27 protein-coding genes are annotated in these 25,488 nt (G+C 60.2%); 15 read left to right on the top strand and 12 right to left on the bottom strand.

Going from position 1 to position 25,488, the window contains the following annotated elements; genetic code table 11:
- The 4 genes from GSQ80_RS12955 to GSQ80_RS12970 form a co-directional block, all read left to right on the top strand.
- The coding region (locus GSQ80_RS12955) for a hypothetical protein (protein WP_216850303.1) at positions 1–238 on the top strand (238 nt) is incomplete at its 5' end.
- 107 nt (positions 239–345) lie between these two features.
- The gene (gene iscU / locus GSQ80_RS12960) at positions 346–765 is read left to right on the top strand and encodes a Fe-S cluster assembly scaffold IscU (RefSeq protein ID WP_158788022.1); all 420 of its coding nucleotides are present in this window, start codon (positions 346–348) and stop codon (positions 763–765) included.
- A 249-nt stretch (positions 766–1,014) separates the two neighbouring features.
- Positions 1,015–1,512 carry an iron-sulfur cluster assembly accessory protein gene (locus GSQ80_RS12965; RefSeq protein ID WP_158788023.1) on the top strand — a complete coding sequence of 166 codons (498 nt, stop codon included), beginning with the start codon at positions 1,015–1,017 and terminating at the stop codon, positions 1,510–1,512.
- A gap of 243 nt (positions 1,513–1,755) precedes the next feature.
- Positions 1,756–2,214, top strand: coding sequence for a hypothetical protein (locus GSQ80_RS12970; RefSeq protein ID WP_158788024.1), 459 nt, complete (start codon positions 1,756–1,758; stop codon positions 2,212–2,214).
- A gap of 50 nt (positions 2,215–2,264) precedes the next feature.
- On the opposite strand, the gene GSQ80_RS12975 is transcribed toward GSQ80_RS12970, so the two are convergent.
- The 4 genes from GSQ80_RS12975 to GSQ80_RS12990 form a co-directional block, all read right to left on the bottom strand.
- On the bottom strand, positions 2,265–2,537 hold the full coding sequence (locus tag GSQ80_RS12975; RefSeq protein WP_158788025.1) for a DUF4242 domain-containing protein: 273 nt from the start codon (positions 2,535–2,537) through the stop codon (positions 2,265–2,267).
- A 77-nt stretch (positions 2,538–2,614) separates the two neighbouring features.
- On the bottom strand, positions 2,615–3,310 hold the full coding sequence (locus tag GSQ80_RS12980; RefSeq protein ID WP_216850307.1) for a DUF6624 domain-containing protein: 696 nt from the start codon (positions 3,308–3,310) through the stop codon (positions 2,615–2,617).
- Between the two features lie 41 nt (positions 3,311–3,351).
- Positions 3,352–5,367: a S9 family peptidase gene (locus tag GSQ80_RS23765; RefSeq protein ID WP_305794646.1), complete on the bottom strand. Its 2,016-nt coding sequence runs from the start codon at positions 5,365–5,367 to the stop codon at positions 3,352–3,354.
- A 171-nt stretch (positions 5,368–5,538) separates the two neighbouring features.
- On the bottom strand, positions 5,539–7,158 hold the full coding sequence (locus tag GSQ80_RS12990) for a DHA2 family efflux MFS transporter permease subunit (protein WP_158788028.1): 1,620 nt from the start codon (positions 7,156–7,158) through the stop codon (positions 5,539–5,541).
- Positions 7,159–7,280: 122 nt separating this feature from the next.
- On the opposite strand from GSQ80_RS12990, the gene GSQ80_RS12995 reads away from it, so the two are divergent.
- From GSQ80_RS12995 to bla, 4 genes are all read left to right on the top strand, one after another.
- Positions 7,281–7,871, top strand: a complete 591-nt coding sequence (locus tag GSQ80_RS12995) for a TetR/AcrR family transcriptional regulator (protein WP_158788029.1) — start codon at positions 7,281–7,283, stop codon at positions 7,869–7,871.
- A 134-nt stretch (positions 7,872–8,005) separates the two neighbouring features.
- Positions 8,006–8,623: a Fe-S protein assembly co-chaperone HscB gene (gene hscB / locus GSQ80_RS13000; protein ID WP_158788030.1), complete on the top strand. Its 618-nt coding sequence runs from the start codon at positions 8,006–8,008 to the stop codon at positions 8,621–8,623.
- Between the two features lie 18 nt (positions 8,624–8,641).
- On the top strand, positions 8,642–9,049 hold the full coding sequence (locus GSQ80_RS13005) for a tautomerase family protein (RefSeq protein WP_158788031.1): 408 nt from the start codon (positions 8,642–8,644) through the stop codon (positions 9,047–9,049).
- 77 nt (positions 9,050–9,126) lie between these two features.
- Positions 9,127–10,008 (top strand): subclass B3 metallo-beta-lactamase, encoded by an 882-nt coding sequence (gene bla / locus GSQ80_RS13010; RefSeq protein ID WP_158788032.1) that lies wholly within the window; start codon positions 9,127–9,129, stop codon positions 10,006–10,008.
- Between the two features lie 213 nt (positions 10,009–10,221).
- Here the strand turns inward: bla and GSQ80_RS13015 are convergent, their stop codons facing one another.
- Complete coding sequence (locus tag GSQ80_RS13015) at positions 10,222–10,695, bottom strand: DinB family protein (RefSeq protein ID WP_158788033.1); 474 nt, start codon at positions 10,693–10,695, stop codon at positions 10,222–10,224.
- 125 nt (positions 10,696–10,820) lie between these two features.
- On the opposite strand from GSQ80_RS13015, the gene GSQ80_RS13020 reads away from it, so the two are divergent.
- Positions 10,821–11,882 carry an aldo/keto reductase gene (locus tag GSQ80_RS13020; protein ID WP_158788034.1) on the top strand — a complete coding sequence of 354 codons (1,062 nt, stop codon included), beginning with the start codon at positions 10,821–10,823 and terminating at the stop codon, positions 11,880–11,882.
- Positions 11,883–11,917: 35 nt separating this feature from the next.
- Here GSQ80_RS13020 and GSQ80_RS13025 read toward each other — a convergent pair whose 3' ends face one another.
- From GSQ80_RS13025 to GSQ80_RS13035, 3 genes are read right to left on the bottom strand one after another with little or no spacing between them, the layout of a single operon-like run.
- A complete protein-coding gene (locus tag GSQ80_RS13025) occupies positions 11,918–12,346 on the bottom strand; it encodes a VOC family protein (protein WP_158788035.1) in 429 nt (142 codons plus the stop codon).
- 56 nt (positions 12,347–12,402) lie between these two features.
- Positions 12,403–13,254 (bottom strand): helix-turn-helix domain-containing protein, encoded by an 852-nt coding sequence (locus GSQ80_RS13030; RefSeq protein ID WP_158788036.1) that lies wholly within the window; start codon positions 13,252–13,254, stop codon positions 12,403–12,405.
- 55 nt (positions 13,255–13,309) lie between these two features.
- Positions 13,310–13,714: a VOC family protein gene (locus GSQ80_RS13035; RefSeq protein ID WP_158788037.1), complete on the bottom strand. Its 405-nt coding sequence runs from the start codon at positions 13,712–13,714 to the stop codon at positions 13,310–13,312.
- A gap of 220 nt (positions 13,715–13,934) precedes the next feature.
- Between GSQ80_RS13035 and GSQ80_RS13040 the strand changes: the two genes are divergently transcribed.
- From GSQ80_RS13040 to hscA, 5 genes are all read left to right on the top strand, one after another.
- On the top strand, positions 13,935–14,462 hold the full coding sequence (locus GSQ80_RS13040) for a hypothetical protein (protein WP_158788038.1): 528 nt from the start codon (positions 13,935–13,937) through the stop codon (positions 14,460–14,462).
- 69 nt (positions 14,463–14,531) lie between these two features.
- Positions 14,532–14,999 (top strand): SRPBCC family protein, encoded by a 468-nt coding sequence (locus GSQ80_RS13045; protein ID WP_158788039.1) that lies wholly within the window; start codon positions 14,532–14,534, stop codon positions 14,997–14,999.
- A complete protein-coding gene (locus GSQ80_RS13050; RefSeq protein WP_158788040.1) occupies positions 14,980–15,342 on the top strand; it encodes a helix-turn-helix transcriptional regulator in 363 nt (120 codons plus the stop codon). Before GSQ80_RS13045 ends, GSQ80_RS13050 begins: the two co-directional genes overlap by 20 nt.
- A 95-nt stretch (positions 15,343–15,437) precedes the next feature.
- Complete coding sequence (locus tag GSQ80_RS13055; protein ID WP_256369905.1) at positions 15,438–16,589, top strand: acyltransferase; 1,152 nt, start codon at positions 15,438–15,440, stop codon at positions 16,587–16,589.
- Between the two features lie 188 nt (positions 16,590–16,777).
- On the top strand, positions 16,778–18,814 hold the full coding sequence (gene hscA, locus GSQ80_RS13060) for a Fe-S protein assembly chaperone HscA (RefSeq protein ID WP_158788042.1): 2,037 nt from the start codon (positions 16,778–16,780) through the stop codon (positions 18,812–18,814).
- A 345-nt stretch (positions 18,815–19,159) separates the two neighbouring features.
- Here the strand turns inward: hscA and GSQ80_RS13065 are convergent, their stop codons facing one another.
- The 3 genes from GSQ80_RS13065 to GSQ80_RS13075 all read right to left on the bottom strand — a co-directional run bounded on the left by GSQ80_RS13065 (position 19,160) and on the right by GSQ80_RS13075 (position 21,146).
- The gene (locus tag GSQ80_RS13065; RefSeq protein WP_158788043.1) at positions 19,160–19,567 is read right to left on the bottom strand and encodes a VOC family protein; all 408 of its coding nucleotides are present in this window, start codon (positions 19,565–19,567) and stop codon (positions 19,160–19,162) included.
- 218 nt (positions 19,568–19,785) lie between these two features.
- Positions 19,786–20,202 carry a cytochrome P460 family protein gene (locus tag GSQ80_RS13070; protein WP_216850309.1) on the bottom strand — a complete coding sequence of 139 codons (417 nt, stop codon included), beginning with the start codon at positions 20,200–20,202 and terminating at the stop codon, positions 19,786–19,788.
- 23 nt (positions 20,203–20,225) lie between these two features.
- Positions 20,226–21,146, bottom strand: a complete 921-nt coding sequence (locus GSQ80_RS13075; protein ID WP_158788045.1) for a cytochrome P460 family protein — start codon at positions 21,144–21,146, stop codon at positions 20,226–20,228.
- 126 nt (positions 21,147–21,272) lie between these two features.
- On the opposite strand from GSQ80_RS13075, the gene GSQ80_RS13080 reads away from it, so the two are divergent.
- On the top strand, positions 21,273–23,120 hold the full coding sequence (locus GSQ80_RS13080; RefSeq protein ID WP_158788046.1) for a DUF1570 domain-containing protein: 1,848 nt from the start codon (positions 21,273–21,275) through the stop codon (positions 23,118–23,120).
- A 16-nt stretch (positions 23,121–23,136) separates the two neighbouring features.
- On the opposite strand, the gene GSQ80_RS13085 is transcribed toward GSQ80_RS13080, so the two are convergent.
- A complete protein-coding gene (locus GSQ80_RS13085; RefSeq protein WP_158788047.1) occupies positions 23,137–25,488 on the bottom strand; it encodes a PAS domain S-box protein in 2,352 nt (783 codons plus the stop codon).

Here is a 25,488-nt window from a genome sequence, read left to right on the forward strand (position 1 = left end):
CATCCTCGCCTACTACACCAACCTGGATCTCCCCTTCGCCACCAAAAAGGATCCCGAAGCCTGGGCCGAGCTCCAGAAGAACCTGATCACCCTCAACTCCATGCCCACCAGCACCGACCCCATCCCCTACCCCACCTACGGCGACGGTGACGACGATTTGCCCAAAACCCCTCCCACCAGCCCAGAAACGCCCCCACCCCCGCCCCCGGCACCGCAGGGATCATCCCCCACCCCATAATTTCTTCCCGCACCAAAACAGTCCGAGTTATCATCTAAATAGAACAGATTTGAGCGAGCGCCCCTGCATAGCACCCGCGCCGCCTCATCTGAGAGGGACCAAACACCATGGCATATAGCGAAAAAGTAGTCGATCACTATGAAAATCCCCGCAACGTCGGCACGCTCGATAAGAGCTCGTCCGAAGTAGGCACCGGCCTCGTCGGCGCACCCGAGTGCGGCGACGTCATGCGCCTCCAGATCCGCGTTAACCCCGAGACCCAGGTCATCGAAGACGCCAAGTTCAAGACCTTTGGCTGCGGCTCGGCCATCGCCTCCAGCTCCCTCGCCACCGAGTGGGTCAAGGGCAAGACCGTCGCCGAAGCCCTGACGATCTCCAACACCGACATCGTCAAAGAGCTCGCCCTGCCGCCAGTAAAAATTCACTGCTCCGTACTCGCCGAAGATGCCATCCGCGCCGCCATCGGCGACTGGAAGACCAAGAACGGCGTAGCCGAAGAAGCGACCGCAACCGTAGCCGCGCACTAAGTTTGCGTTTCTCCCAGGGTACCCATCCATGACAATCCATCGTCATGGATGGGATTTAGCAGGTACCCCGAGGCTTTAGTAGTACCCCGCTTTATTGGTACCCCGAGGCTTTTGTAGTACCCCGCTCTATTGGTACCCCGAGGCTTTAGTAGTACCCCGCTTTATTGGTACCCCGAGGCTTTAGCCTCGGGTTTCATGCCTCTGAACAAAATGGGCTTTAGCCCTGAGGTATGCTTTTTCGATTCGACTATGTCCACCGTCTCCATCTCGACCTCCACCTCGCAGTCCATGAGCGTACCCACGCCGGACGTTGCGAAGGATCCGTTCGCGGGCATGACCCTATTAACCGCCGACGGCCAGCAGCCCCGCGCCAAGGCGGCCATCGAGATCACCAAGAACGCCCTCAAGCGCATCCGCGTTGCCATGGCCAAGGAAGGCATCTCTCCCGACGCCGGCGGCCTCCGCGTAGGCATCCAGGGCGGCGGCTGCAGCGGCCTAAGCTACAACATCCGCTTCGACACCCAGCCCCGCGAACGCGACCGCACCTTCACCTTCGGCGAAGGCATCGAAACCCCCAACGACCCCAGCGGCGCCAAACCAGTCCGCCTCTTCGTCGACCCGAAGTCGTTCCTCTATCTAGCCGGCATGGTCCTAGACTTCGAAGAGACCCTCATGCGCCAGGGCTTCAACTTCATCAACCCCAACTCCACCAAAAGCTGCGGCTGCGGATCTTCTTTCTCAGCTTAATCGTCGCTTCCCCACGCCGTCGTCTGCTCTGCTGCTTCTTCTTCGACACGCTGCGCTGGAAGAGCCGCCCCCGCTTTTGAGATAGGCCCGGACTTTAGTCCGGGCATTTTTGCGTGCCACCCGAACGGGCTTTAGCCCCTGGGACTTCCTTCTGCTACAGAGGCTCTATACTCGCCGAGTGAACCCTTCTGGGCTCGCTTACGCAGACCCTCACCATCCGACGAAGATGAGATGCCCTTCTCTATGGTCCTTCTTTTGCGTCGATCTGCGCTCTTCACTGAAGACGAGCTAAACGCCGCCGGCCAGCGAGCCTGGAACGTGCCATTCAGCCATGCCGATAAGTCTATGTACTGCGTTATGCCAGCGACCCCAAACATAACCCTCATCAAGTCCGGAAATTATCTGTTCAACCTCATACAGGAAGATAGCTTCTACTTAGGACCAATCGAAGAAATCGCGCCGCAGCTACCGCGACCTGAACAGCAACTCGCATGGCGGCAACACACGTCGTGGGCAGCATGGGATCTGATGAATAAGGACGTGCCGAAGAAAGAGGCCTATGCGGTAATTGCTCGCTGGGTCATTGAACTCGTCCATGGAAATTGCGCAGGAGTCTACCTGCCCAAAGAGAGCCTTTTCTTCCCGAATAATGGGCCTGCGGAAGACAAACTCCGCAAGTACATAAAGAAGGGGCCAGCGTAGCGCCGCCCAGCCAAGCACATCTCGGTAGCCGCCTAAGCTTTCTCGCCGCCCTACCCCGCAGTAGCCGGACTAATCACCGTCCGCACTTCCTGCACCGACTCCGCCGGAAATCCACCCAGCCGCGCATGCTCCCGAATCATCTCCGCATTCGGAGCCGAGTAAACGCAATAAATCTTGTCATCTGTCACATACGAATGTTCCCACTGGATCGTCGGTCCAAGCGTCTTCAACACGCCGCAAGACGTCTGCGACACCGCCTTCAACTGTTCCGCCATCAAACTGCCTGCACCTGGAATCGTGCGTTCAATTACGAACTGGGGCATGGTCATCCTCCTGAAGAATAGGCCCGCCTTCTTGGAGCCAACATCCTACCAAACGCAACCTACACCCGCAGCAAAAATCACTTCGGAGTCACCACCGTGTCGCTCACCTTCAAGTGATACATCTGCTCCAGCATCCCCTCATACGCCTTAATCGGCATCAGGAACACCATCGCCCTCCGCGCATCCAACCCTTCCGGATCCTCCACCGCATCCATCGCCATCTTCCCATCCACAAACTTGAACTGCGTCCCATAGCGCTGCAGCTTGTGCTCGCTCACCAGCTCCTTGTCCACCAAGATTGCCAGTTCCGACCCATCAATCTTCCCCTCCTTCGCGAGCCTCTCCAGCCGCGGCACCAGCGAACGTTGCCACGCGTGGTCCGGCGAATGCACCAGCAAGTTCATCGCGTCATTCGACGCATCGATCCCCACCATAGCAATCGTCGGCCACCCATGCCGCGCAACAATCTCCTTCAGCTCGCGCGTCAACTGCCCATCCACCTCCGCGGTCTTCGCCGTATACGCCTGCTGCCCCGTCCCCGCCCCGCGAGCCTCCTGGTCACTCGCATACATCGCCACTAACTTCTCGCGCAGCGCCGCATCCGTCCCCGCTCCATTGCGTTTGATCAACTCCGCATGCCGCGCCGCCATATCATTCATCCAAGCTGCGTCCCCACCAGCGTTACCCGCCGCAGCCGCGGTCTCCTGCGCCACAACCCCACCCGTCATCCCCAAACACAACACGAGCGGCGCCCACACTCTCAGCATCTTCATGCCCTCAAGTGTAGACCCCGCTCGCTCGATCAACGCCACAACTACTCCGCTTCCTTCTTCTCCTCCGCCTTCTTCTCCACTGGCTTCGGCGTAATCCCTCTCACATACTTGTCATACCAACCAAACCAGGACTCATACCGCTGCTTGATAAAGCTAGGCCGCGTGAAGCCGTGAAACTGTCCCGGATACACGATCAACTCCGCCGGCGTTCCCACCGCGCGCAGTGCCTGGTACATCTGCTCGCCGCCCTCCACCGGAACATTGAAGTCTTTATCCCCGCCCATAAACAGCGTAGGCGTCTTGATCCGATCGGCATGCAAAAACGGATACGACAGCTTCACATACAAATCCAGATTCTTCCAGGGCGCGCCCAGCTCATCCTGATACTGCAAAATGTATTGGTCGATCCCATAGAACCCAAGCAAATTCCCCATGCCCGCGCCCGAACTCGCTGCCTTGAACCGCGTCGTGCTCGCAATCGTGTAATCCGTCAGGATGCCGCCGTAGCTCCATCCCCCCACGCCCATCTTGTCCTCATCAATCTTCCCTGTAGCCACCGCCGCATCCGTCAGCGCCATCAGGTCGATCACCTCTTTATCGCCCCAGTCCGCACTGATCGCCATGCTGTAGGCCTGGCCGCGCCCCGTGCTCCCGCGATAGTTCACCTGCAACACCGCATATCCATGCCCCGCAAACATCTGCCGCGAGACATCAAACCCATGCTGATCCTGCGCCGTCGGCCCGCCATGAATAAACAAAATCATCGGAGCCTTCGTCCCGGCAACGTACCCCACAGGCATCGTCAACAGCCCATGCACCTCGCTGCCGTCCTTGGTCTTTGCTTCGATATTTTCAGTAGGCGCAACCTCCACCGTCGCCAGCCACGCATCGTTATGCCCCGTCAGCTTGCGCAGCTTGTCACCCTCCAAAGCATAGATCTCCGCAGGCGCCGCATCGGTCGACCACAGCAGCGCCACATGTCCGCCTGCCTGATTGATTCCGCTCGCCGATCCACTCCCCGGGGTTAACCGTGCCACATTCCCGCCACCGTTCAGCGAAATCTCACCCACCCATTCGTCGCGATCCTGCGGCACCGCCGTCAACACCGCACGTCCGCCCGGCGCCAACACCGGAGCCCCCACCCACGCATCCAATTTCGGTGCGAGCAGTTTTGGCTCGCCACCCGCCGCCGGCACCATCGCCATCTGCCGCAGATCATAGATCGAATAATGTGGCGCCGTTCCCTGCCGATAAACAATCACCGTCGAATCCCGCGACCACACCAGCGGCCCCGAATCCGTTCCCGCAAACGTCGTCAGCTGCTTCGGCGCAGCTCCCGCCCTCGCCTCCACCACAAACACATCCGGATTCGCCGACCGGTCCGGATCAGGCTTCGACTGGTTGCTCGTAAACGCCACCTTCGTCCCATCCGGGCTCCACTCCCCGCCCTCCTCACCAAACGATCCAGCCCCATCCACCGGCCCGTTCGTCAATTTGCTCAACTTCTTCGTCGCTATATCGAAGAGATAAAGATGCGGCTGTTTATCTGTCAGGAAGCCTACGCGATCTTCCTTATAGTGATAGCGATCAATCACGATCGGCTTCGGTGTCGCCGGCTTCCCCTTATCTTCCAGCGGCTCGTCGCGCTCCTGCAGCGTCAGCAGCAAAGTCCTGGAGTCCGGAGACCACTTGTATCCCTCCAACTCTTGCTTCACATTCGTCAACTGCTGCGCCTCGCCTCCGCGCCGATCCAGCACCCACACCTGTTCACCCTTGGCCGCATTCGGACCTTCCGCCTCGCGCCCCGTCGTAAACGCCAGCCACCGCCCATCCGGACTCCACTGCGGCTCGCCCACACCATCTTTGCCGAACGTCAGCTGCACATCCTGCTTGCCATCCCAGCTCACCATCCAAAGCTGACTGCCGTTCTTGTCTTCTTTCGCGTCGATGCGGCTCACCGTGTACGCCACCCACTCACCGTCCGGCGACACCACCGGCGCACCTACCCGCACCATCTTCACCAGGTCATCCGGCGTGATCCCATGCTTCGCCGGCATCGTCTGCGCAGATCCGCAGACACTAAAGGAAAGCGCGCAGCCCATCACAGCCGCAGAACAAAAGGAGACTCGTAATCGCATAGGCGGGAGTGTAGCATTCCCGCGCCCCACCTCAAACCCAAATCCTCACTCGCCGACTGAGAACTGACAACTGAGAACTGACAACTTTTTTCAGTGCCCCTCCGGCACCTTCCCGCCAACCTTGAAGTTCTTCGTCAGCCACACCAGCGGAGCCGCCATCAACGTCACCACCCCAATGATGTGGAAGCAATCCATAAACGCCAGCAAGTGCGTCTGCGCTCCTAACTCGTTGTAATACCGCAGCGTCGCCGCCTTCATCGCGTCCGCAGCCGAATACCCATGCGCCTGCAAAAACGCCGCCGTCTGCCGAACCCCCTCCTGCAGCGGCAGATTCGACGCGGTCAGATGGTTCCCCACGCGCGCCTGGTGAAAGTCCTGCCGCCGCTCCGCCATCGTCGTAATAAACGCAATCCCGAAACTCCCACCCCAGTTGCGAAAGAAGTTCGTCAGCGACGAAGCCTTGTTGTTCTGATTCGGTTTCAGCTGCGAGTACGTCAGCACCGACAGCGGCACGAAGAAGAACGCATACCCCAACCCCTGCAGCGCCCGCGCCCACGCATAGTGCGCATAGTCCGTCTGCAGATTCATGTGGCTGTAATGCAGCATCGACAAGCCCACCACAATCACCGCGCCAAACAACAGGATTCGCGGATGCACAATCCCACGCTGCACCAGCTGCGCTCCGACCGGTGCCAACAGCGTAATCACAAACGCCCCCGGCCCCAGCACCAACCCAGCATCAATCGCGCGATACCCATACAGCTGCTGCAGCATCTGCGGAATCATCGTCGTGCTCGCAAACAATCCGAACCCGAAGATGAAATAGAAGATATTCGCCACAGCAAAATTCCGCGTCTTCAGCATCCGGAAATCAATCACCGGATCCGGATGATGCAACTCCCAGAACACCGCCGCCGACAAGCATCCCAACCCAATCACAAACAGCCAGCAGATCAGCGTTGACCCAAACCAATCATCAATCTGCCCGCGATCCAGCAACACCTCCAGCGCCCCCGAACCCACCGCAATCAACGCAATCCCCACGCTATCCACATTCAACTTGCCCGCAGCGTTCCGCACCGTCTTCCGCTCCTCCGCAAACGCCGGCGGATCATGCACAAAGCGATTCGTCAAAAACAGCGACACAATCCCAATCGGAATATTGATCAGAAACACCCACCGCCAGTTGTAGTTATCCGTGATCCATCCACCGAGCACCGGCCCAATCGCCGGCGCCGTCACAATCGCGACGGTATACAGCGCAAACGCGGAAGCCCTCTTCGCCGGCGGAAACGTGTCCACCAAAATCGCCTGCTCCACCGGCGCAAGTCCGCCGCCACCAATCCCCTGCATCACCCGCGCAATCAACATGATCCCCAGCGTCGGAGCCACGCCGCACAGAAACGATGTAGCCGTAAACAGCGCGACGCACGCCATATAGTAGTTCTTCCGTCCAAACACCCGGCTCAGCCATGCCGACATAGGCAGCACCACCGCATTCGCCACCAGGTAGGTCGTAAGGATCCACGTCACCTCGTCATACGAACGCCCCAGCCCACCCGCAATATAAGGCAGCGACACATTCGCAATCGACGTATCCAGCAGCTCCATAAACGTAGCAATCGTAACCGTCAGCGCCACCACCCACGGATTGATCCCGCGCGTAACCGTCTGAATTTGTGTGGGCATAGGTGCTGTCGCAGTCGCCATCGTCGTCCTTTCAGAAGCAGCAGGGATAAATGAGACCAAACGGTCTCTTTCATCATCAGATTCCCCAGAGATGCGACCGATGCGTCTTTTTTTCGATATGCTAGGTTTGCGAGGCAAATGAAATGCGAAAAGGCGAAGCAACACGGCAGCGCATCATCGCGGAAGCCGCCCCCATCTTCAATCAGCGAGGCTTCGACGGCTGTTCCATGCAGGACCTCATGACGGCCACAGGTCTCGAGAAAGGCGGCCTCTACCGCCACTTCGCCAACAAGGAAGACCTGGCCGCCGAAGCCTTCCGCTTTGCCCTCGCCCAAAATGTAAAAGTCCGCACCGAGCACCTCGACGAAATCCCCAACTCCATCAACAAGTTGAAAAAAGTCGTACAGCTCTTCGTCGATCTCCCCTCCGCCATCCCCGGCGGCTGCCCCCTCATGAACACCGCCATCGATGCCGACGACGGCAACCCCGCCCTCCGCGACCTCGCCCGTAAAGGCATTCAGGACTGGCGCACCCGCCTCATCCGCATCATCGATACCGGCATCAAGGCCGGCGAAATCCGCCGCTCCACCGAACCCCGCCGCATCGCCAACACCATCATCGCCACCCTCGAAGGCGCCCTCATGATCAGCCGCCTCGAAAACTCCCGCACCGCCCTCCGCGACGCCCAATCCTCCCTCGACGCCCTCCTTACCAGCCTCGAACGCCACGCCTGAATCGCGTTCTCAGTTCTAAGTTGTTAGTTCTCAGTGAGAAGCTTAGGTGGATCCGCGCACCCAATCCCCGCCGCAGGTACTCTAACAACTGACATCTGAGAACTAAGAACTAAGAACTAAGAACTGACAACCCTATGCCCGACTACTTCACCCTCTTCTCCCTTCCGCAGCATCTTCACGTCGATCTCGCCGCCCTCGAGAAGACCTTCTACGCCCAATCGCGCAAGCTACACCCGGACCGCTTCGCCGCCAAACCTGCAGCCGAACAACAAGCCGCGCTAGCAGCCAGCTCGCAACTCAACGACGCCTACCGCACCCTCCGCGACCCCATCCTCCGCACCGAATACCTCCTCTCCCTCCAGGGCATCCAGCTAGAAGAACAATCCCGCGCCGCCACCGACCTGGCGAAAGCCACCGGCACCGCGAAGAAGCAAGTGGCCCCACCCGACCTCCTCGAAGAAGCCTTCGAACTCAACATGGCCCTCGAAGAAATGCGCGAAGCTGTCGAATCACAAGCCGATCCGGACCCAAACGTCCTGACCGATCTCGAGACCGCCCGCACCAAATTCACCGCGATGCTGGCCGAAACCCAGCAGCAACTAGAGTCCCTCTGGACCCAATGGGACACCGCAGTCGACGCCGACAACGACGCCGCAAAGGAATCCGCCAAGCAGGCCATGGTCGCCCTCCTCAACCGCCGCAGCTACATCCGCAACCTCGTCCGCGACGTCAACACCGCCCTCGACCTCTAGCCCTCCAGGAACTCACCCATGCCGCTAGTCCGCATCTCCGTCTACAACTCCATGACCGCCGCCACCAAACGCCTCGTGGCCGACGCCGTCTACGATTCCATGCGCACCACCCTCGGCATCCCCGAAGGCGATCGCTTCATCATCCTCTCCGCCCACGCACCCAACGAGCTCTTCGTCGACCTCAACTTCATGGGCATGAACCGTACCAACAACTTCGTTCTCGTCCACGCAACCATCCGTCGCGGCCGCTCCACCGAAATCAAGCAAGCCTTCTACAAAGAGACCGCGCGCCTACTCCAGGAACGCGCCGCTATCGAACCCGACAACGTCATGATCGTCGTCTCCGAAAACGATCTCGCCGATTGGTCCTTCGGTCGCGGAGAGGCGCAGTACGTCCTCAATCCGCCACCAGCGAAGCCAGCATAGGCACCCCCATAACCTTTCGTATTCCCACCTGCGATCCACCGCCCTCCGCACCCCGGCAAATGCTATCTACTTCGAATATGCGTCCGCTCCGCCGAGCCCTCTTCGCCGTCGTCCTCGCGACCACCAGCCTCATCGCGACTGCCCAGTCCAATCCCAACTGGACCACGCCCCTTACCCCTTTCCGCATCGCGCCAAACCTCTACTACGTCGGCAGCCGCGACCTCGCCTCCTACCTAATCACCACGCCCGCCGGCGACATCCTCATCAACTCCAACCTAGTCTCTTCACCCCCACAAATCCGTCACAGCGTCGAGCAGCTAGGCTTCCACTTCTCCGACATCAAGATCCTTCTCATCAGCCACGCTCACTCCGACCACGCCGGCGGCAGCGCAGAAATCCTCAAGCAAACCCACGCAAAATACATGGTCATGGACGCCGATGTCTCCTCTATAGAAACCGGCGGCCGCACCGACTTCGCCCACTTCAAACCCTTCCCCGCAGCCCACGTCGACCGTACCCTCCACGACGGCAGTACCGTTCAACTCGGCGGTATAACCCTAACCGCGCACAAGACCGCCGGCCACACTCCCGGCTGCACCACCTGGACCACGCAAGTCGTCGAAGACCACAAGCCCCTCAACGTAGTCATAGTCTGCAGCGTCACCGCGCTCGACGAGTACCACTTAGTCTCCACACCCCACCACCCCGCGTCTTACCCCGGCATCTCGCAAGACTTTGCCCACACCTTCACCGAGCTCGAAGCCCTCCCCTGTGACATCTTCCTAAGCTCCCACGGCGAATACTTCGACCTACTCAACAAGGTAGCCCTCATGAAGACCGAAGGCCCCTCCGTCTGGATCGACCCCGACGGCTACAAGCGAGCCATCGCCCACAGCCGCGCAGCCTTCGAAGCCGACCTGGCCCGCCAGCAAGCCACCGCAACAAAACCTCCTCGGTAGAGCTCCAACCGCCCCGCATTTGCATTTGCTTTTCTGGCTGTCATCCCGCAGGGATCTGCTTCTTCTTTTGCTCTTGTTGTTGCTCCTTACATGCTCTTGCCTTTCTGGCTGTCATTCCGAGCGCAGCCGGGGTCCCCAACGGGCGTTCTTTGCCCGCTGGGGTGGGAGCGAGGAACCTGCTGTCTCCCATTCTTGCCATAGCTAGAAGCCGCTCTACTTCCTCTTCAACCCCGCCAAATGATGCAGATCATGCCCCGCCATAATCTCCACCAGCGTCCACAAAGTCTCATCGCCTCCACGCTCCGGATGCGTATACCCCTTCTTCTTATCAGCCTCAGTAATCGCTCCAACGAACGCAACATTCCAAGCTCGCAGCGCCTTGAACGTAGTCCACGCAAGCTCGAACGAATACGCGTCATACACCTTCGCCCACGCATCCTGCTCAAACGGCTGGATCGTCACATGATCTTCGCCGTACACCTGCCGCAGCCGCCACCCCCACGCAATCTCGCAGTCCGCCAGGTGCGCAACAATCTCCCGCACATTCCACTTTCCCGGAGCCGGCCGCGCCTCAATCTCTGCCGAACTTGACCCATCCAGAATCATCCCCAGCCGCACCGGCGTCTCTGCAATCACCTTCGCAGCATCGCGCCCTTCCAGCAACCCTACATACGGAACTCCACTCATCCTCACACCTCCGTCTTCCGCTATCATCATCTCCCGCGCCCCTGCTGTACAGCCCCATTCTGCTTCCTCTCTTCCACCGCGAGCATCCAATCCCACACCGCCGCACTCGGCATAAAGGATCCCACATGCAATACAAAACTCTCGGCGACACCGGCCTGCTCGTCTCCCAACTCTGCTTCGGCTGCATGACCTTCCACGGCGGCACGGGCATGTTCAAAGCCATCGGCACCGTCGACCAGCCCACCGCCGACTCCCTCGTCCAATCTTCCATCAACGCCGGCATCAACTTCTTCGATACCGCCGACGTCTACTCCGAAGGCGAGAGCGAAAAGACCCTCGGCCAGTCCCTCAAGAATCTCAACATCGCGCGCAAAGATGTCGTCATCGCCACCAAGGTCTACGGTCGCGTCGGCCCCGGCCGCAACGACATCGGCGCCTCCCGCGGCCACATCATGGACTCCATCGACGGCAGTCTCCGCCGCCTCCAGACCGACCACATCGACCTCTACCAGATCCACGGCAACGACTCGATCACACCCCTCGACGAAACCCTCCGAGCACTCGACGACCTCGTCACCTCCGGCAAAGTCCGCTACATCGGAATCTCCAACTGGCAGGCATGGAAGATCGCCAAGGCCCTCACCATCTCCCACTTCCGCAACCTCGCCCGCTTCGACACCCTGCAGGCCTACTACTCCATCGCCGGCCGCGATCTCGAACGGGAAATCGTCCCTCTCCTCGAAGCAGAAAAGACCGGCCTCCTCGTCTGGAGCCCGCTAGCCGGAGGCCTCCTCTCCGGAAAATTCTCCCGCGAAAATCAGAAGCCAGCCGACTCTCGCCGCTCCAACTTCGACTTCCCCCTCGTCGACAAGGAACGCACCTGGCGCATCCTCGACGTCATCGCCCCCATCGCCAAAGCCCACAACTGTTCCGCCGCGCGCATCTCGCTCGCGTGGCTTCTCGCCAAGCCCGTAGTCACCAGCATCATCATCGGAGCCAAGCGCCTCGACCAGCTCGAAGACAACATCGCCGCCACCGAACTCCAATTCACCCCCGACGAGCTCAAGCAGCTGGACGACGTCAGCGCCCTGCCCCCCGAGTACCCCGGCTGGATGCTTCAAACCCAGGGCTCCAACCGCCTCGACCCCAGCGTCCAACGCTTCGCCCCACCCACAGAAAAGAAGTAGCCCATCGCCGGCGGTCCCCTCCGACCGCCGGCGATCTACTCACTGCTCCAAGGGTTATAGCTGCCGACCCACCACACATGACCCTCGAGATCACGACACGCGAAGGCCTTCCCGCCATAGTCAGGCGCGGTCAGCTCCTGCACAATCTCCGCCCCTGCCTTCTTCGCCGCCGCATACACCGCATCGCAATCCTCTACGATCAGCGTCAGCCCCACCGTTTCGCGTCCGCCCGTCTCCGCAAGCGTCGTCATATGCTTCGCGAATTCGCCGGCATTCCCCTCCGACCCAAGCATCAGCATCCCCGCACCGTGCGTCAGTTGCGCATGGGCGACCGTGCCGTCGGGCCCCTCATATACCGCCTGCTTGTTGAAACCAAATACCCGCACCAGCCACTCAATGGCCGCATGAGCATCGCGATACCGCACACTCGGAATCATCGTCGAACCTGCAATCGTTGTTTTCATGAACCAACAATCCCACGAATCCATCCGCTCTGTCTTGGAAAAAACGGCGCCCGTCCTCACGCAACCGGAACATGATTGCTCCACGTCCTGTGCGCCGCAGAATAAGTAGTCGGGCTCACTCCCGAAAACGCATGAAAATCATTCGCGAAATGCGACTGATCATAATAGCCACAATCAATCGCCAACTCCGCCCACGGAATCTCGACACCATTGTGCAAACGCTGCACCACACGTTGAAACCGGCAAACCCGCGCATACAACTTCGGCGTCAGCCCCACCTGCCGGCTGAACACCTCCGTAAACCGTCGCGCGCTATACCCAATCTCGCGTGTCAACGACGCAATCCGTACCACCGAAGGGTCATGTTGAATCGTCGCCACCGCGAACCTCACGACAGCCTCTTGCGCCGTCTCCGTCCGGGTCCGAAGCCGCGCGCACAAAAATCGCTCCAGGCAATTGAACTTCGCCGCGACCTCCGGCTCCTCGAGCAACCTGTCGCGCAACCCACTGGCCTCTGTTCCGAATACATCCGCCAGCGGCGTCTCGCGGTCCCGAAACACATCCGCCGACTCGCCCATAAATTGCAGCAAGGCTCCCGGCCGAAACACCACCCCCATCACCTCATCCAGCTCTACCGTGTCGATCAGCACATACCGCGTCTGCATCCCCACCAGCACCGACGCGGCCAGTGGCGCACCCGCCTTCGGCAACACGTCACCCCGCTGCAGCGCCGCGGCCAGCGGACGCAAATCCGCAATCCGTTCATGCGCAAGGTTCACAATCATCTGCATCGACCCATTCGGCAGCACCCGCTCCATCCGGTGCGCCTGCACGCCCCCGCGCGCGTACCAGATCGAGCTCACATACTGTGCCAGCGCACCACCGGTTTTCCGCTGCAGATAAACCATAGCGTTACCCTGCAGCGATTCTAAGCACCTATTCGGTCGTCGTAAATCTACGCCCTCACGACACCCACGGATCGTACTCGCCCACCGACCACATATACCCTTCCGGATCCTTCACCGTGAACGCCTTCCCGCCGTACTCCATCTCCCTCAACTCCATCACCACCTCTGCCCCCTCAGCCTTCACCCGCTTCCACACCGGCTCGCAATCTTTCACCACCAAATACAGCGGCGACGTCACCTTTCCCCCAATCTCCTCCGGCATCGCATACGCGTGCGACAGCGGGCCCTTATTCGACGCTGATCCCAGCATTAACATCCCCGTCCCACCAAACGTCAGCTGCGCATGCGCCACCGTCTCGTCCGGGCCTTCATACACCGCCTGCCGTTTGCACCCCAGCACGCGCTCCAGCCACTCAATCGCCGCATGCGCATCCTTGTACCGCACGCTCGGAATCAGCATCGATCCACCTCCCCGACCATCATCGCGCCGCAGTTCAAGCCCTGTACAGTTAATTCCAATTGAATCCCCCAGTCCATTCAGTCGGACACGTCATGCTTGCCTGCTCCATGCTTGTCCTCTCTCCCGAAGACAGACCCGCAGCCTGACACCCTCTCGGCGTCCCGAAATTAAGTTCGCCGGTCATCGTCATCGGCGATTATCCTGTTCCCGGAGAAACATCATGGCCGACAACCAAACCAAGTCCGGAGCACTTCTGAGCTGGATCGGTGGAATCGCCGCAACCGTGATCGCCGGCGTCCTCGTCTACCACTTCACGATCCCGCCCACCCCAACGCCCCCGCCGCCTTCCACTCAAGTCGGCCTCAACGGATTCGTCGAAGACGATGTCACCCAGAAACCCGTCGTCGACGCCATCGTTACCGCCGACCTCGGCGCCCAACTAGCCTCCCAGCCCACCGACAGCCAGGGACGCTACGCCTTCATCATGAACAGCACGACACCGCCCGCACAAAGCATCAACATTGACGTCCTCGTCGCCGGCTACGAGCGCTACACCGCCACTGTCCCCATCGCCTCCGGTGACAACTTCGCCGGAATCCAGCTCCAACCCGTCCCCGCACCCGTCGCCCCAACCCCACCAGGGCAACCCGTCGCGCCCGTAAGACTCCCTCCCAAGCCGACACTCATCCTGCACATGCCCAGGAACTACAACATCCGCACCGATACCACCGCCCTCAGACCAAAGTAAAAATTCTCATGCAACCGCAAGGTTGCTCTTTTGCCCTGCTTGCACTAATATGCAACCAAGAGGTTTCCCATGGAATCCAACCGCGCCGAAAACGTTATCGAAAAATCCATCGAACTCAACGCCCCCGTCTCCCGCGTCTGGCAAGCCCTCACCGACCACCGCCAGTTTGGCGAATGGTTCCGCGTCCACCTCGACGCCCCCTTCCAGCCCGGCCAGCCCTCCACCGGCCACATCACCCATCCCGGCTATGAACACGTCCGCTGGGAAGCCGTCATCCAGAAGCTCGAGCCCGAGCACACCTTCTCCTTCACCTGGCATCCCTACGCCATTGACCCCGCCGTCGACTACTCCCACGAAACCCCCACCCTCGTCGAGTTCACCCTCTCCCCAACCAACACCGGCACCCTCCTCCGCGTCACCGAATCCGGCTTCGAAAACATCCCCGCCGCTCGCCGCCCCAAAGCCTTCCTCATGAACGATGGTGGCTGGGCCGCGCAGATGCACAACATCGAGGCCTATGTCGCCCAGCACCCTTAAGCCCCGCCCCCTCAACCACCGCACGCACAGCCACGCCCCGCTCTTCGCCGCCCTCGGCGATGAAACCCGTCTGTCCCTCCTCACCAAACTCAGCGCCGGCCAGCAACGCTCCATCACCGACCTCGCCCACAACTCCCCGCTCACCCGCCAGGCCATCACCAAGCACCTCCGCGTCCTCGAGCGCGCACACATCGTCCGCTGCACCCGCTCCGGCCGCGAGCGCCTCTACGAGCTCGACCCCCTCCCCGTCCAGTCCCTAAAAAACTACCTCGACGCCCTCTCCAACCAATGGGACGCCGCCCTCACCCGCCTCCGCACCTTCGTCGAATCCGAACACAGCTAACATCTTCTGACATCTTCAGCAGGCCGTGCTCTTATACTTGGTTTTGCACTGAGCGGCACCGATGAAGGGCAAACATGTTGTCAGCAGCGCCAGTAATGCGCCCATTGAAGGCCAGGAATACTTCGGCCAGAAACTCCCGGCTGGAATTCTATAGGCCAGAGTTGGACGCGATGCGGTTCTTTGCCTTCCTTCTCGTTTTTCTCCATCACACACTCAGCAGGCCGGCGACAAACCAAGTGGCTGAGCAAATCACACTCCGAAATACCTTCGCTACCAGTGCGAAATTTTCGGTATCTCTCTTCTTCTTGCTGAGCGGGTACCTGATTTCTACACTCCTTGCGATGGAGAAAGAGCTAACCGGAAAAGTCCATCTCTGGGATTTCTACAAACGCCGTATGGCGCGAATCTGGCCGCTTTACTATACGTTCATGGTGCTGGTGTTACTCATCGGTACCGCCGTGCATCGCATTCTGCCTTCTGCAGGCGCCGTCGTCGCCAGCACTTTCTTCAGCGGTAATTGGTTCCTTATCATTGCCGGAGCGAACCTCGTCGGCGGTCTCGGTATTCTCTGGAGCGTTAATGTTGAAGAACAGTTTTATCTGGTATGGCCACTCATTGCGAAGCAATGTGAGCGGCGCAGTCTAATTTGGGTCTCAACAGGTGTCATCCTCGCCGCGTATGTGATTCTGATCGTCCTTGGAGCGCTCGGCATTGTCTCTGATGTCGCATTGCGCTTCAACCCCTTCGTAGAAATGCAATTTTTTGCCGCCGGCGCTCTGCTGGCAATCTGGCTACCAAGAGACGGACTCAAAGTGCCAGCGAGCATCCGGATACTGCTTGGTTCCACCGGAATCTTGCTATGGATGGCGGGAACACATTTCTTCGGGAGTACGGCTCCCGCACCGCCGCCTCGCTGGTGGATGCCAGCGGCACTCTACAGCTGCGTTCTGGCCGGTTGTCTGGCAATATTTCTCAGCTTTTTTGGTATGCCTGGCCGCTTCATTCCAAAGCGTATTCTCTGGTTGGGCAAGATCTCCTACGGGCTCTATGTCTATCATGAGCTGGTGCTGACACTCATGCCGCGATGGCCAACTGCATGGGAGCATAGAGCGATCTTTGCAGGTGCGCGCCTGTGCCTCGAACTCTCGATCGTCATTCTTGTTGCTGGGCTCTCCTACGCTTGGCTTGAGATGCCCTTTCTCCGTTGGAAAGAACGAATTACCTTTGTTCGTAACCGAAGCGTGTAACAAGCGAAGCACACTGTAAGGCGCGGCCACACTCTGAGAAAACGGCATTTTCGGCAACTTCCCTTGTTCCGGACTCGAAGCTGAACCACTATTCAATTCCTCCCGAGGATCACAAATCGCGTCGAACTAAGCGACAATAGTTCTTGGCGCAATCTCCATGCCCCGCGCCCACGAAAGCAGAGGAAGCAGTGCCCGATCAGCCCCATCGCACCACAGCGCCCGTCGTCGGCATCGACCTCGGCACCACCAACTCCCTCATCGCCTTCATGCAGGGCGACACCCCCGCCGTCATCCCCGGCGAGGACGGCAGCGCCATCGTCCCCTCCGTCGTCGCGTTCGACCAGGACACCACGCAAGGCTTCGCAGTCGGCAACGCCGCGCGCAACGTACTCCTCACCAACTCCGCCAACGCCGTCTACTCGGTCAAGCGCCTCATGGGCCGCGACCTCGCCGACGTCGAGCCCGAGCTCAAGCTCTTCCCCTTCCATCTAGCCCCCGACCTCAAGCCCGGCGAAGTCCTCAAGCTCAACGTAGGCGGCCTCACCCTCACGCCCCCCGAGATCTCCGCCTACATCCTTCTGCAGCTAAAAAATAATGCGACCCGCTTCTTCGGCGCCGAAGTCACCAAGGCCGTCATCACCGTCCCTGCCTACTTCAACGACGCGCAGCGCCAGGCCACGAAAGACGCCGGCCGCATCGCCGGCCTCGACGTCCTCCGCCTCGTCAACGAACCCACCGCCGCCGCCCTAGCCTACGGCCTCGACAAGCAAAAGGACGGCATCATCGCCGTCTACGACTTCGGTGGCGGCACCTTCGACATCTCCATCCTCAAACTCCACGACGGCATCTTCGAAGTCATCGCCACCGGCGGCGACACGCATCTCGGCGGCGACGACATCGACCTCCTCCTCACCGCCGTAGCCCTCGACGACATCAAGGGCGACCTCGGCATCGACGTAACCCAAAATCCCGAAGTCATCCAACAACTCCGCAAAGCCGTCATCGACGCGAAGATCGCTCTCAGCGCAGCCGACTCCACCCGCCTCGCGCTAACCCTCCCCGATGGCAAGTTGTATGCGCGCGAAATCACCCGCGCCCAATACGAGCAACTCATCGCGCCCATCATCCAGCGCACCGCCGCCCCAGTCAAACAGGCGATGAAAGACGCCGGATTCACGGCGTCGGATATAGACGAAGTAGTGATGGTAGGCGGCAGCACGCGCATCCCCTCCGTCCGCGCCCTCGTCACGCAACTCTTCGACCTCGAAGCCCGCGGGCGCAAGCTCCACACCTCGCTTAACCCCGACGAAGTCGTAGCCCTCGGCGCCGCCGTTCAAGCGCAAATCCTCTCCGGCACAGAAAACGCCGCCACCAACGACCTACTCCTCCTCGACGTCACCCCGCTCTCCCTCGGCATCGAAGCCCTCGGCGGCGTCGTAGCCAAAATCATCCAGCGCAACTCCACAATCCCAGCCTCCGCCACCGAGCACTTCACCACCGGCGTCGACGGCCAAACCAACGTAGCCATCCACGTCCTGCAAGGCGAGCGTGAGCTAGCCAAGGACTGCCGCTCGTTGGCCCGCTTCGACCTCAAGGGAATTCCCCCAATGGTCGCGGGCCTTCCCCGCATCGAAGTCAAATTCCTCATCGACGCCAACGGCATCCTACATGTCAGCGCGCGCGAGCAGCGCAGCGGTCAGGAGGCGCAGGTTGAAGTCAAACCCACCTACGGCCTCACCGACGAGCAGGTAGAAACCATGATCCTCGAATCCTTCGACCACGCCGAATCCGACATCTCAGCGCGCCAGCTCATCGAAGCCCGCAACGAAGCCCAGACCATCCTTGACGCCCTCGCCAAAGGCGAAAAATCTGGCGCCTGGCAGCAGCTCTCCCTGGGCGAGCACGCCTCCATCGAATCCCACGCCACCGAGCTCCGCCGCATCATGCAAGGCGACGATTACAAAGCCATCCGCGAGGGCATCGAGTACCTCGACAAAGCCACCCGCCGCTTCGCCGAGCTAATGATGGACGCCGCCGTCACTGGTGCCCTGGGCGGCAAGACCATGGCAGCCGCCGGCGAATCCCTCGCAGCCAATCAGCAAGGCGCAACCCCAACCGCCCCCCACGCCTTCGCCAAAGCGCAAGTCGAACACTCCGCCCCCACCAACGATCTAGAGCGAGCCGAAGCCAACCCGGAAACCCCAGGCGAATCCACCGAGGATTAACCGCCGGGCGCAGCCCATCCTCCGGAGTAGCAGCGGGCTTTAGCCCGCGGTGATCGCCCAGCCACACATTTGCGCTTCACCCCCGCCCCAAACACCGTCATCCTGAGCGAAGGGCGAAGCCCGCAGTCGAAGGATCCCTGTATTGGCCGTTGCTGTTGCCTTTGCCTTTTGCTCTTGCTTTTGCACTTGCTGTTGCTCTTGCCTTTGCTTTTCTTTCTGTCATTCCCTCTGGGAATCTGCTTCTCTTGCTCTTGCCTTTCTGGCTGTCATTCCGACCCTGAGCGAAGCCGAAGGGGAGGAATCTGCTATCTCCCGTTCTTGCCATTAGCGAGAAGCCAGCATCTCCTAAAGCTCCACCGAAACCCCGCCCCATCTCTCCGGTTCCACGTCCGCAATCGTCTCCGTAAAATCCCAGACGTGCCCATAGAAATCCTCGGCGTTGTACTGCCGCTCGCCGTAGACATGCTCCACAGGTTCCGTCAGGATCTTCGCTCCCGCCCGTCGCGCACGCTCGCAATGCTCCCGCACATTCTCCACCCGCACCTGCACAACACACGACCGGTTAGGAGTCACATCCCCTTCCGCAATCGTGAAGCAGCCCTCGCCCGCCCACATCTGTACACGATGATTCGCGATCCGTAATCTCACCCTGAATCCAAATGCCGTTACCAGCCACTCCGCCGCAGCGCTCGGATCGGGATACATCAGAACGGGAATCACCGGACACGGAGGAACAGAGCGGTTAAATCGCATGCGCATCTCCCACAGAGGCCTCAGCCTACCAGCTCCGCCTTCATCTCTCAATCCAAAATTCCCGCAACGCCCTCACCCTAAGGCCCGACCGCCGTTCTTGCCGTCGCCGCTGCCTTTCTTTAACAATTTCTGGAAGAAATTGTCATTCCGAGCACAGCGAGGAACCTGCTGTCTCCCGTTCTTGTCGTTGCATTTCGCCAAAAAAGTTAGAAGCTGATTTAAGGCGCCACCGCCGCCTTCATCCCCAAGATCTCTCCCGCCGAACTCCCCGCCACCTCTTTCCAAGGCGTCCCCACAAACTCCCGATCCTTCCCCGACCCCACCTCCACAAACTCCACCGACACCACCGCCCCCGGAATCCGCGCACCAAACCAATGCGGATCCTCCCGCTGCCTCCACGTCACCAACCCCAACACCGCGCCCGCTGGATAAGCCGTCCCCGCCCTCGCCGCGCTCACCGCCGCATCATTCCCAAACAGCGTCCCGGTAGTCCCCGAACCGCGATCGACCACCGTAGTAATCGCCTTCCACTCCATCACCGGATAGGGCAGCCCCGCCCCAACGGCCGCCTCCACGTTATACAAATCCGCATCCGCAACCTTCTTCCCACTACACCCGCAAACTCCTAGCAGCATCAAGGCCACCAACAATCGCACTCTCATTTCGACCCCCGTGGCAGCGGCAGCGTGTACACATAATCGTTGTCCCTCACCGGCTCATGACACCCCAAACACTCATTATCAAAATGCGGCCCATTCCCGTAAGGCTTCAACTCCGCGCCCTTGAACCGCGCATACCCCCACCCCCCGGTACCCGCATACTGCACGCGATGTTTCTCCATAAACTCCACCTGCACAAACTTCCCTGCCACGATATGCCCATGCCCATCGTCCACCGACTGGAACGTAATCTTCGCAAACGCCGCACCCTCCGGCCATGAAGGCAATTGGTGCTTCTCAATCGCGCTCATCGCCAAATCATTCCCCGTAATAATTCGCAGCGTGTGATTATCTCCGCGATCGGTCGTGCTCATCACCTTCCAATCCGCATACCCCGGCAGAAACGGCACCCCATTCGGCGAAGGCGCAGCCGGAGCCGTCAGCGATTTTGGAGCCTCACCCGCAGCCATCCCGCTAGGCCCCGTCGCCGGCTTGAAGGGCGCCAGATAATTCTTCAGCGTAGCCAACTCCTCATCCGTCACACCCGACCCCGGATGCCCCAGCAGATAAAGCCTCAGCGGCATCGCCCCCAACTGCACCTGGTTCACCGCCTCATAGAGCTCGGCCTGTTGCGCCGCCACCGGCTTCGTTCCCAGCTCCGAAAAATTCAGCGCCGCCCGCGCCCGCTGCACATCCGACGACACCACCCAATACACCGGCACCACATGATCCCACCACGAAAGCCTCGGCTCATCCGAATGGCAGGCATAACACCGCCTCACCAAAATATCCTTCACCGGCGCAGGCACGGCCATCTCCACCTGCGGCCCTGCCGGCTTCTCCAGCGACGGCCGAATCGCCTGCACCGCGATCCCCACCGCGACCACCCCCAGCGCCATCCATCCGAAAGTGCGTCGCATAGCAGACAAGTTCACGCCCCCTACGTCCTAATCCTACCGCCGATGCCACGCTGATTGCGCACCCCAAAAAGGGGGTTTCTACGCCTTGCTCTTGACGCGCCCACCACCCCTCCCGACAATGCTCTGATGCACCAACGTTTCGTTTCTCATCGCCGTCTGCTGGCCTGCATGGTCGCCAGCCTCGCGTTGCTGCGTCCCCCACCGGCCACGGCGCAGACCTGGCGCGAGATTCAAAGCCCGCACTTCCGTGTAATTACCGACGGCTCGGAAAAAGATGGCCGCGATGTCGCCAAAGAATTCGAGCAGATGCGCTCAGTCTTTTCCGCTCTCTTCAAGAACCCCGTCCTCGACACAGGCGCACCCTTGCTCATCGTCGCCGTGCACGAACCAGGCCTGCAGGCCCTCGCGCCGATCTTCTGGAAGCAGCGCGACAAAATCGCAGGTCAATTCTTTCGCGGCTGGGAGCGGCAGTTTGCCCTTGTCCGCCTCGACAACTCCAGCGATCTCAACCGGGCCGTAGTCTTCCACGAGTACACCCACAGCATCCTGCACGCGAATCTGCATTGGATGCCCACATGGCTCGATGAGGGCCTCGCCGAGTTCTACGCCTACACACGCTTTGAGGGCAACCGCATCTACATCGGTGCGCCTTCCGTCCGGCTGCGTCACCTCAGGAGTGAATCGCTCATCCCCATACCGCAAATGATGACCGCTAACTCTGGCACCTTCTTCAAGGACAAGGACCAGGACGATCTCTTTTACGGCGAAGCCTGGGCGATGGTCCACTTCATCTCCTATGGGAAACACATGGGCAACGGAGCTAAGCTAACCAACTTCGTCCGGTTGATGGACCAGGGCACACCGCAACTGGAAGCATTTCAGCAAACATTCGGTAATCCCGAAGCATTTCAACAAGAACTTTCCAACTACATTTCGACATTCACCTTGGCCGCAGGCGTGATGCGAGAGATCAAAGGACCAGATCCTAATTCGTTCGCCGCCAGGATCCTGACCCGCGCGGAGGCCGACTACGATCTCGGCTCATTCGATATAGGTGCCCACGATTACCCTTCCGGCAAGACGCTGCTCCAGGCAGCGGAGTCCGCCGACCCCAACCTCGCCGGCCCCCACGAAGAGCTCGGCTTTCTCGCCTGGCGCGCCGGCAATGACGGCGAGGCAAGGCAGGAATGGCAGAAGGCAATCGCGGCCGACCCTTCTTCGTACCGCTCAACCTTCGCTCTCCTCATGTCCGGCCCTCCGCTGAACCAGCAAACTCCACAACAGCTCGAGCAGACCCAGCATGCTCTCGAAGCCATCATCGCCAAGGCGCCGAAATTCGCGCCCGCCTTAGTCGAATTAGCGTTGATCCTATGGCGTCAGGGGCAGATCAACTCCGCCTACAACATCTCGCTCGCCGCCGAAAAACTCGAGCCTTGGCGCGCCGAATACCATCTCCTGACCGCACACATTCTCCTCCAGAATCATCAACCGGCAATGGCCGCAGCCTACGCACGACAAGTAGCAGGCCGCTGGCCCGGCTCCGATCATGATGAAGCCGTAGACCTCTGGAATCAGGTACCCCCAGCGATGCGTGGAGACGGTCCTGCCCTCACTCTCACGCTGCCTCTCGATGCAACCGTCGCCCGCGGCACCATCCTCAGCACGTACTGCAGCAAAGCAACCGGCCTCACCGTCGTCCTGCAGCCGACCGACCCCAGCACCCGCCCCCTAAACCTCTTCGCCACAGGCCCCATCGAAAATGGATTCGCAGACACTCTCTGGGTCGGCGAGGACCACTACACTCCCTGCTACCACCTCGCCGGTCTCCCCGCTGTCGTCGCGTATAAGCCTTCAGCCGATGGAACCGCGAAGCTGCTCGTCTTCGAAGTCCGCGACGACCTTCCAGCACCGAGCCTTTCCGCACCTACACCCAAGGCAGGCGACGTCGCAACCCCGCCTACGCCGCATCCGTAAATCCCAAACACCCCAACTACCGCTTTGCCACTTCCGCATCGGCCGGAATAAAAATCGCGAACGCAGTCCCCGAGACGCGCCCCTCACTCAAACTCCGCACCCGAATCCAGCCCCCATGCTTGCGCACAATCTCATCCGAAACCCAAAGCCCCAACCCAATCCCGGTCGCCTCCTTGGTCGTGACAAACGGTTCGAAGATATGCTCCAGCACCGTCGTCGCGATTCCATACCCGGTATCTGCGACAGCAATCTTCACACCCTCCACCCAACCCTTCGCCCACCCTCGTGACCTCCGCACGCGCACCCGCAGTCTGCCTCCCTCCGGCATCGCGTCCATTGCGTTGCTCACAAGATTCGCCACCACCTGTCGAATCTCGTCCCCGAAACAAGTCGCGAACGCTCCCGGCTCGCACTCTGCATTTACCACAATATTCTTGCTCGCCAGCCGTCCCGCAAACAGCTCCAGGACAGAGCCAACCACATCGCTGACATCCACGCGCGCCGGCAGGTTTGTCTGCTTGTGAAACTGCAGCGTCTGCGTCGTCATGTGTGAGACTCTCCGCAACTCCTGCTCCGCCATCTTCAGATAGCCCTTCGTCTCCACCCCCAGCGACTCATCCTGCAGCGCAAGGTACAGCGCATTCGTCACCCCAGCCAGCGGATTGTTGATCTCATGCGCGATACTCGCAGCCAGCCGCCCCGCCGTCGCCAGCTTCTCTGACTTCCGCAGCGCTGCCTCCGCCAGCTTCTGATCGTGCACATCCGTCGCGCTCCCAATCCAGCGTTCACATTCGCCCGCTTCGTTTCTGATCGGCACAGCGCGCGCCAGGAAGTGCCGATACACCCCATCCTTCCGCCGCAACCGCAACTCATCCACGTAGGGCTCCGCAGTCTCAAAACACCGCGCCCAGATCGCATCCGTCTTCGCGGTGTCCTCTGGATGCAGAAACTTCCTCCAGCCGAATCCCATCATCGCCGCTTCGTCAACGCCGAAATAATCCCGAGCCCGCCGATTGCAGTAAATATTCTCGCCGTCGCCATTCGACATCCAGATCATTGGCGGCATGCTCTCGGCAAGCACCCGAAAACGCTCCTCCCGTTCCCGCAACTCGCGCTCCACTTCCTTCTGGCGACTCAAATCCAGCGCGAACCCAATGAACTCATCGCCAGACTCTTCCAGCAGCGCATACCCGCACAAAATCGGAACCCGCGTCCCGTCCTTGCGAATGAACTCCTTCTCATACGGTGTGCAACTCCCGCGTTCGAGAGCCTCCTTGATATGCGCCGCATCCACCTCCGCATATTCCGTCGGCGTCATCGTATCCCACCGCACCAGACCCGCGTCCTGGTCCGCGCGCGTATACCCCGTCAGCCGCAGCAGCCCCTCATTGCAATCGCGAAACCCTCCAAACCTGTCCGGTATCCCGATCCCCATCAAGTCTGATTCGAACAGCTTGCGAAAACGCGACTCGCTCAACCGCAGCGCCTTCTCCGTCACCTTCTGTTCCGTCACGTTCCGAAAGTAAACCGACAACCCGTGCTCCGTCGGATAGCAATGACACTCCAGCCACACATTCAGCGGCTCCGGATAATACGAATCGAAGTGTCGCGGCTTCCCCGTCTCAACTGCCAGCCGATACTCCCGCCCAAACTCATTCTCCTCCGCCTCCGGAAATAGCTCCCACAGCGAATTCCCAATCAGGTCTGCCGGCCGCAGCCCCACCATCCGCGCCCCTTGCTCATTCATGTACGAATAGCGCCAGTCTTTATCCAGCGTCGCCAGTCCGTCCGTCGTACTCTCCAGCACGTTCTTAAGATTCGCCGCAAGCGCATCGCGCTCGCGTTCCGCCGCCAGCTTCTCCGTCACGTCATGACACACCACCAGCACGCCGCTCACCCTGCCCGCTGTATCACGAACAGGGCTGTAGCTATACGTCCAGTACACATCCTTCAGAACCCCTTGCCTCGTCACCGGCACCAGGTTGTTCTCGAAATAAAATCTCTCTCCGCGCCGCATGACCGCCGCAAACCGAGGCCCAATCAAATGCCACGCTTCCCTCCAGCAATCTGCTGCCGCTCGCCCCAGCCCCGCCGGATGCTTCTCCGCCATCAGCGGCTGATACGCGTCGTTGTACATCACGACCAGCTCCGGCCCCCACAACAACACCGTCGGAAACTGGCTCTCCAACATCAGGTTGACCGCGCAAAGAAAACTCTCCGGCCATCTCGCCATCGGCCCCACCGACGTCCGCTCCCACGCGAACTCCCGAATGCATTCCGCCATCTCCCCCTCTGCATGCACCCGCAGTGCGCTCGGCCGGAGCACACCGTCGTTCGCCGGAACCTCCGCAAATCGTTCTTCAATCAT

It is taken from the genome of Granulicella sp. L46 (assembly GCF_009765785.1).
Lineage (GTDB): Bacteria > Acidobacteriota > Terriglobia > Terriglobales > Acidobacteriaceae > Granulicella.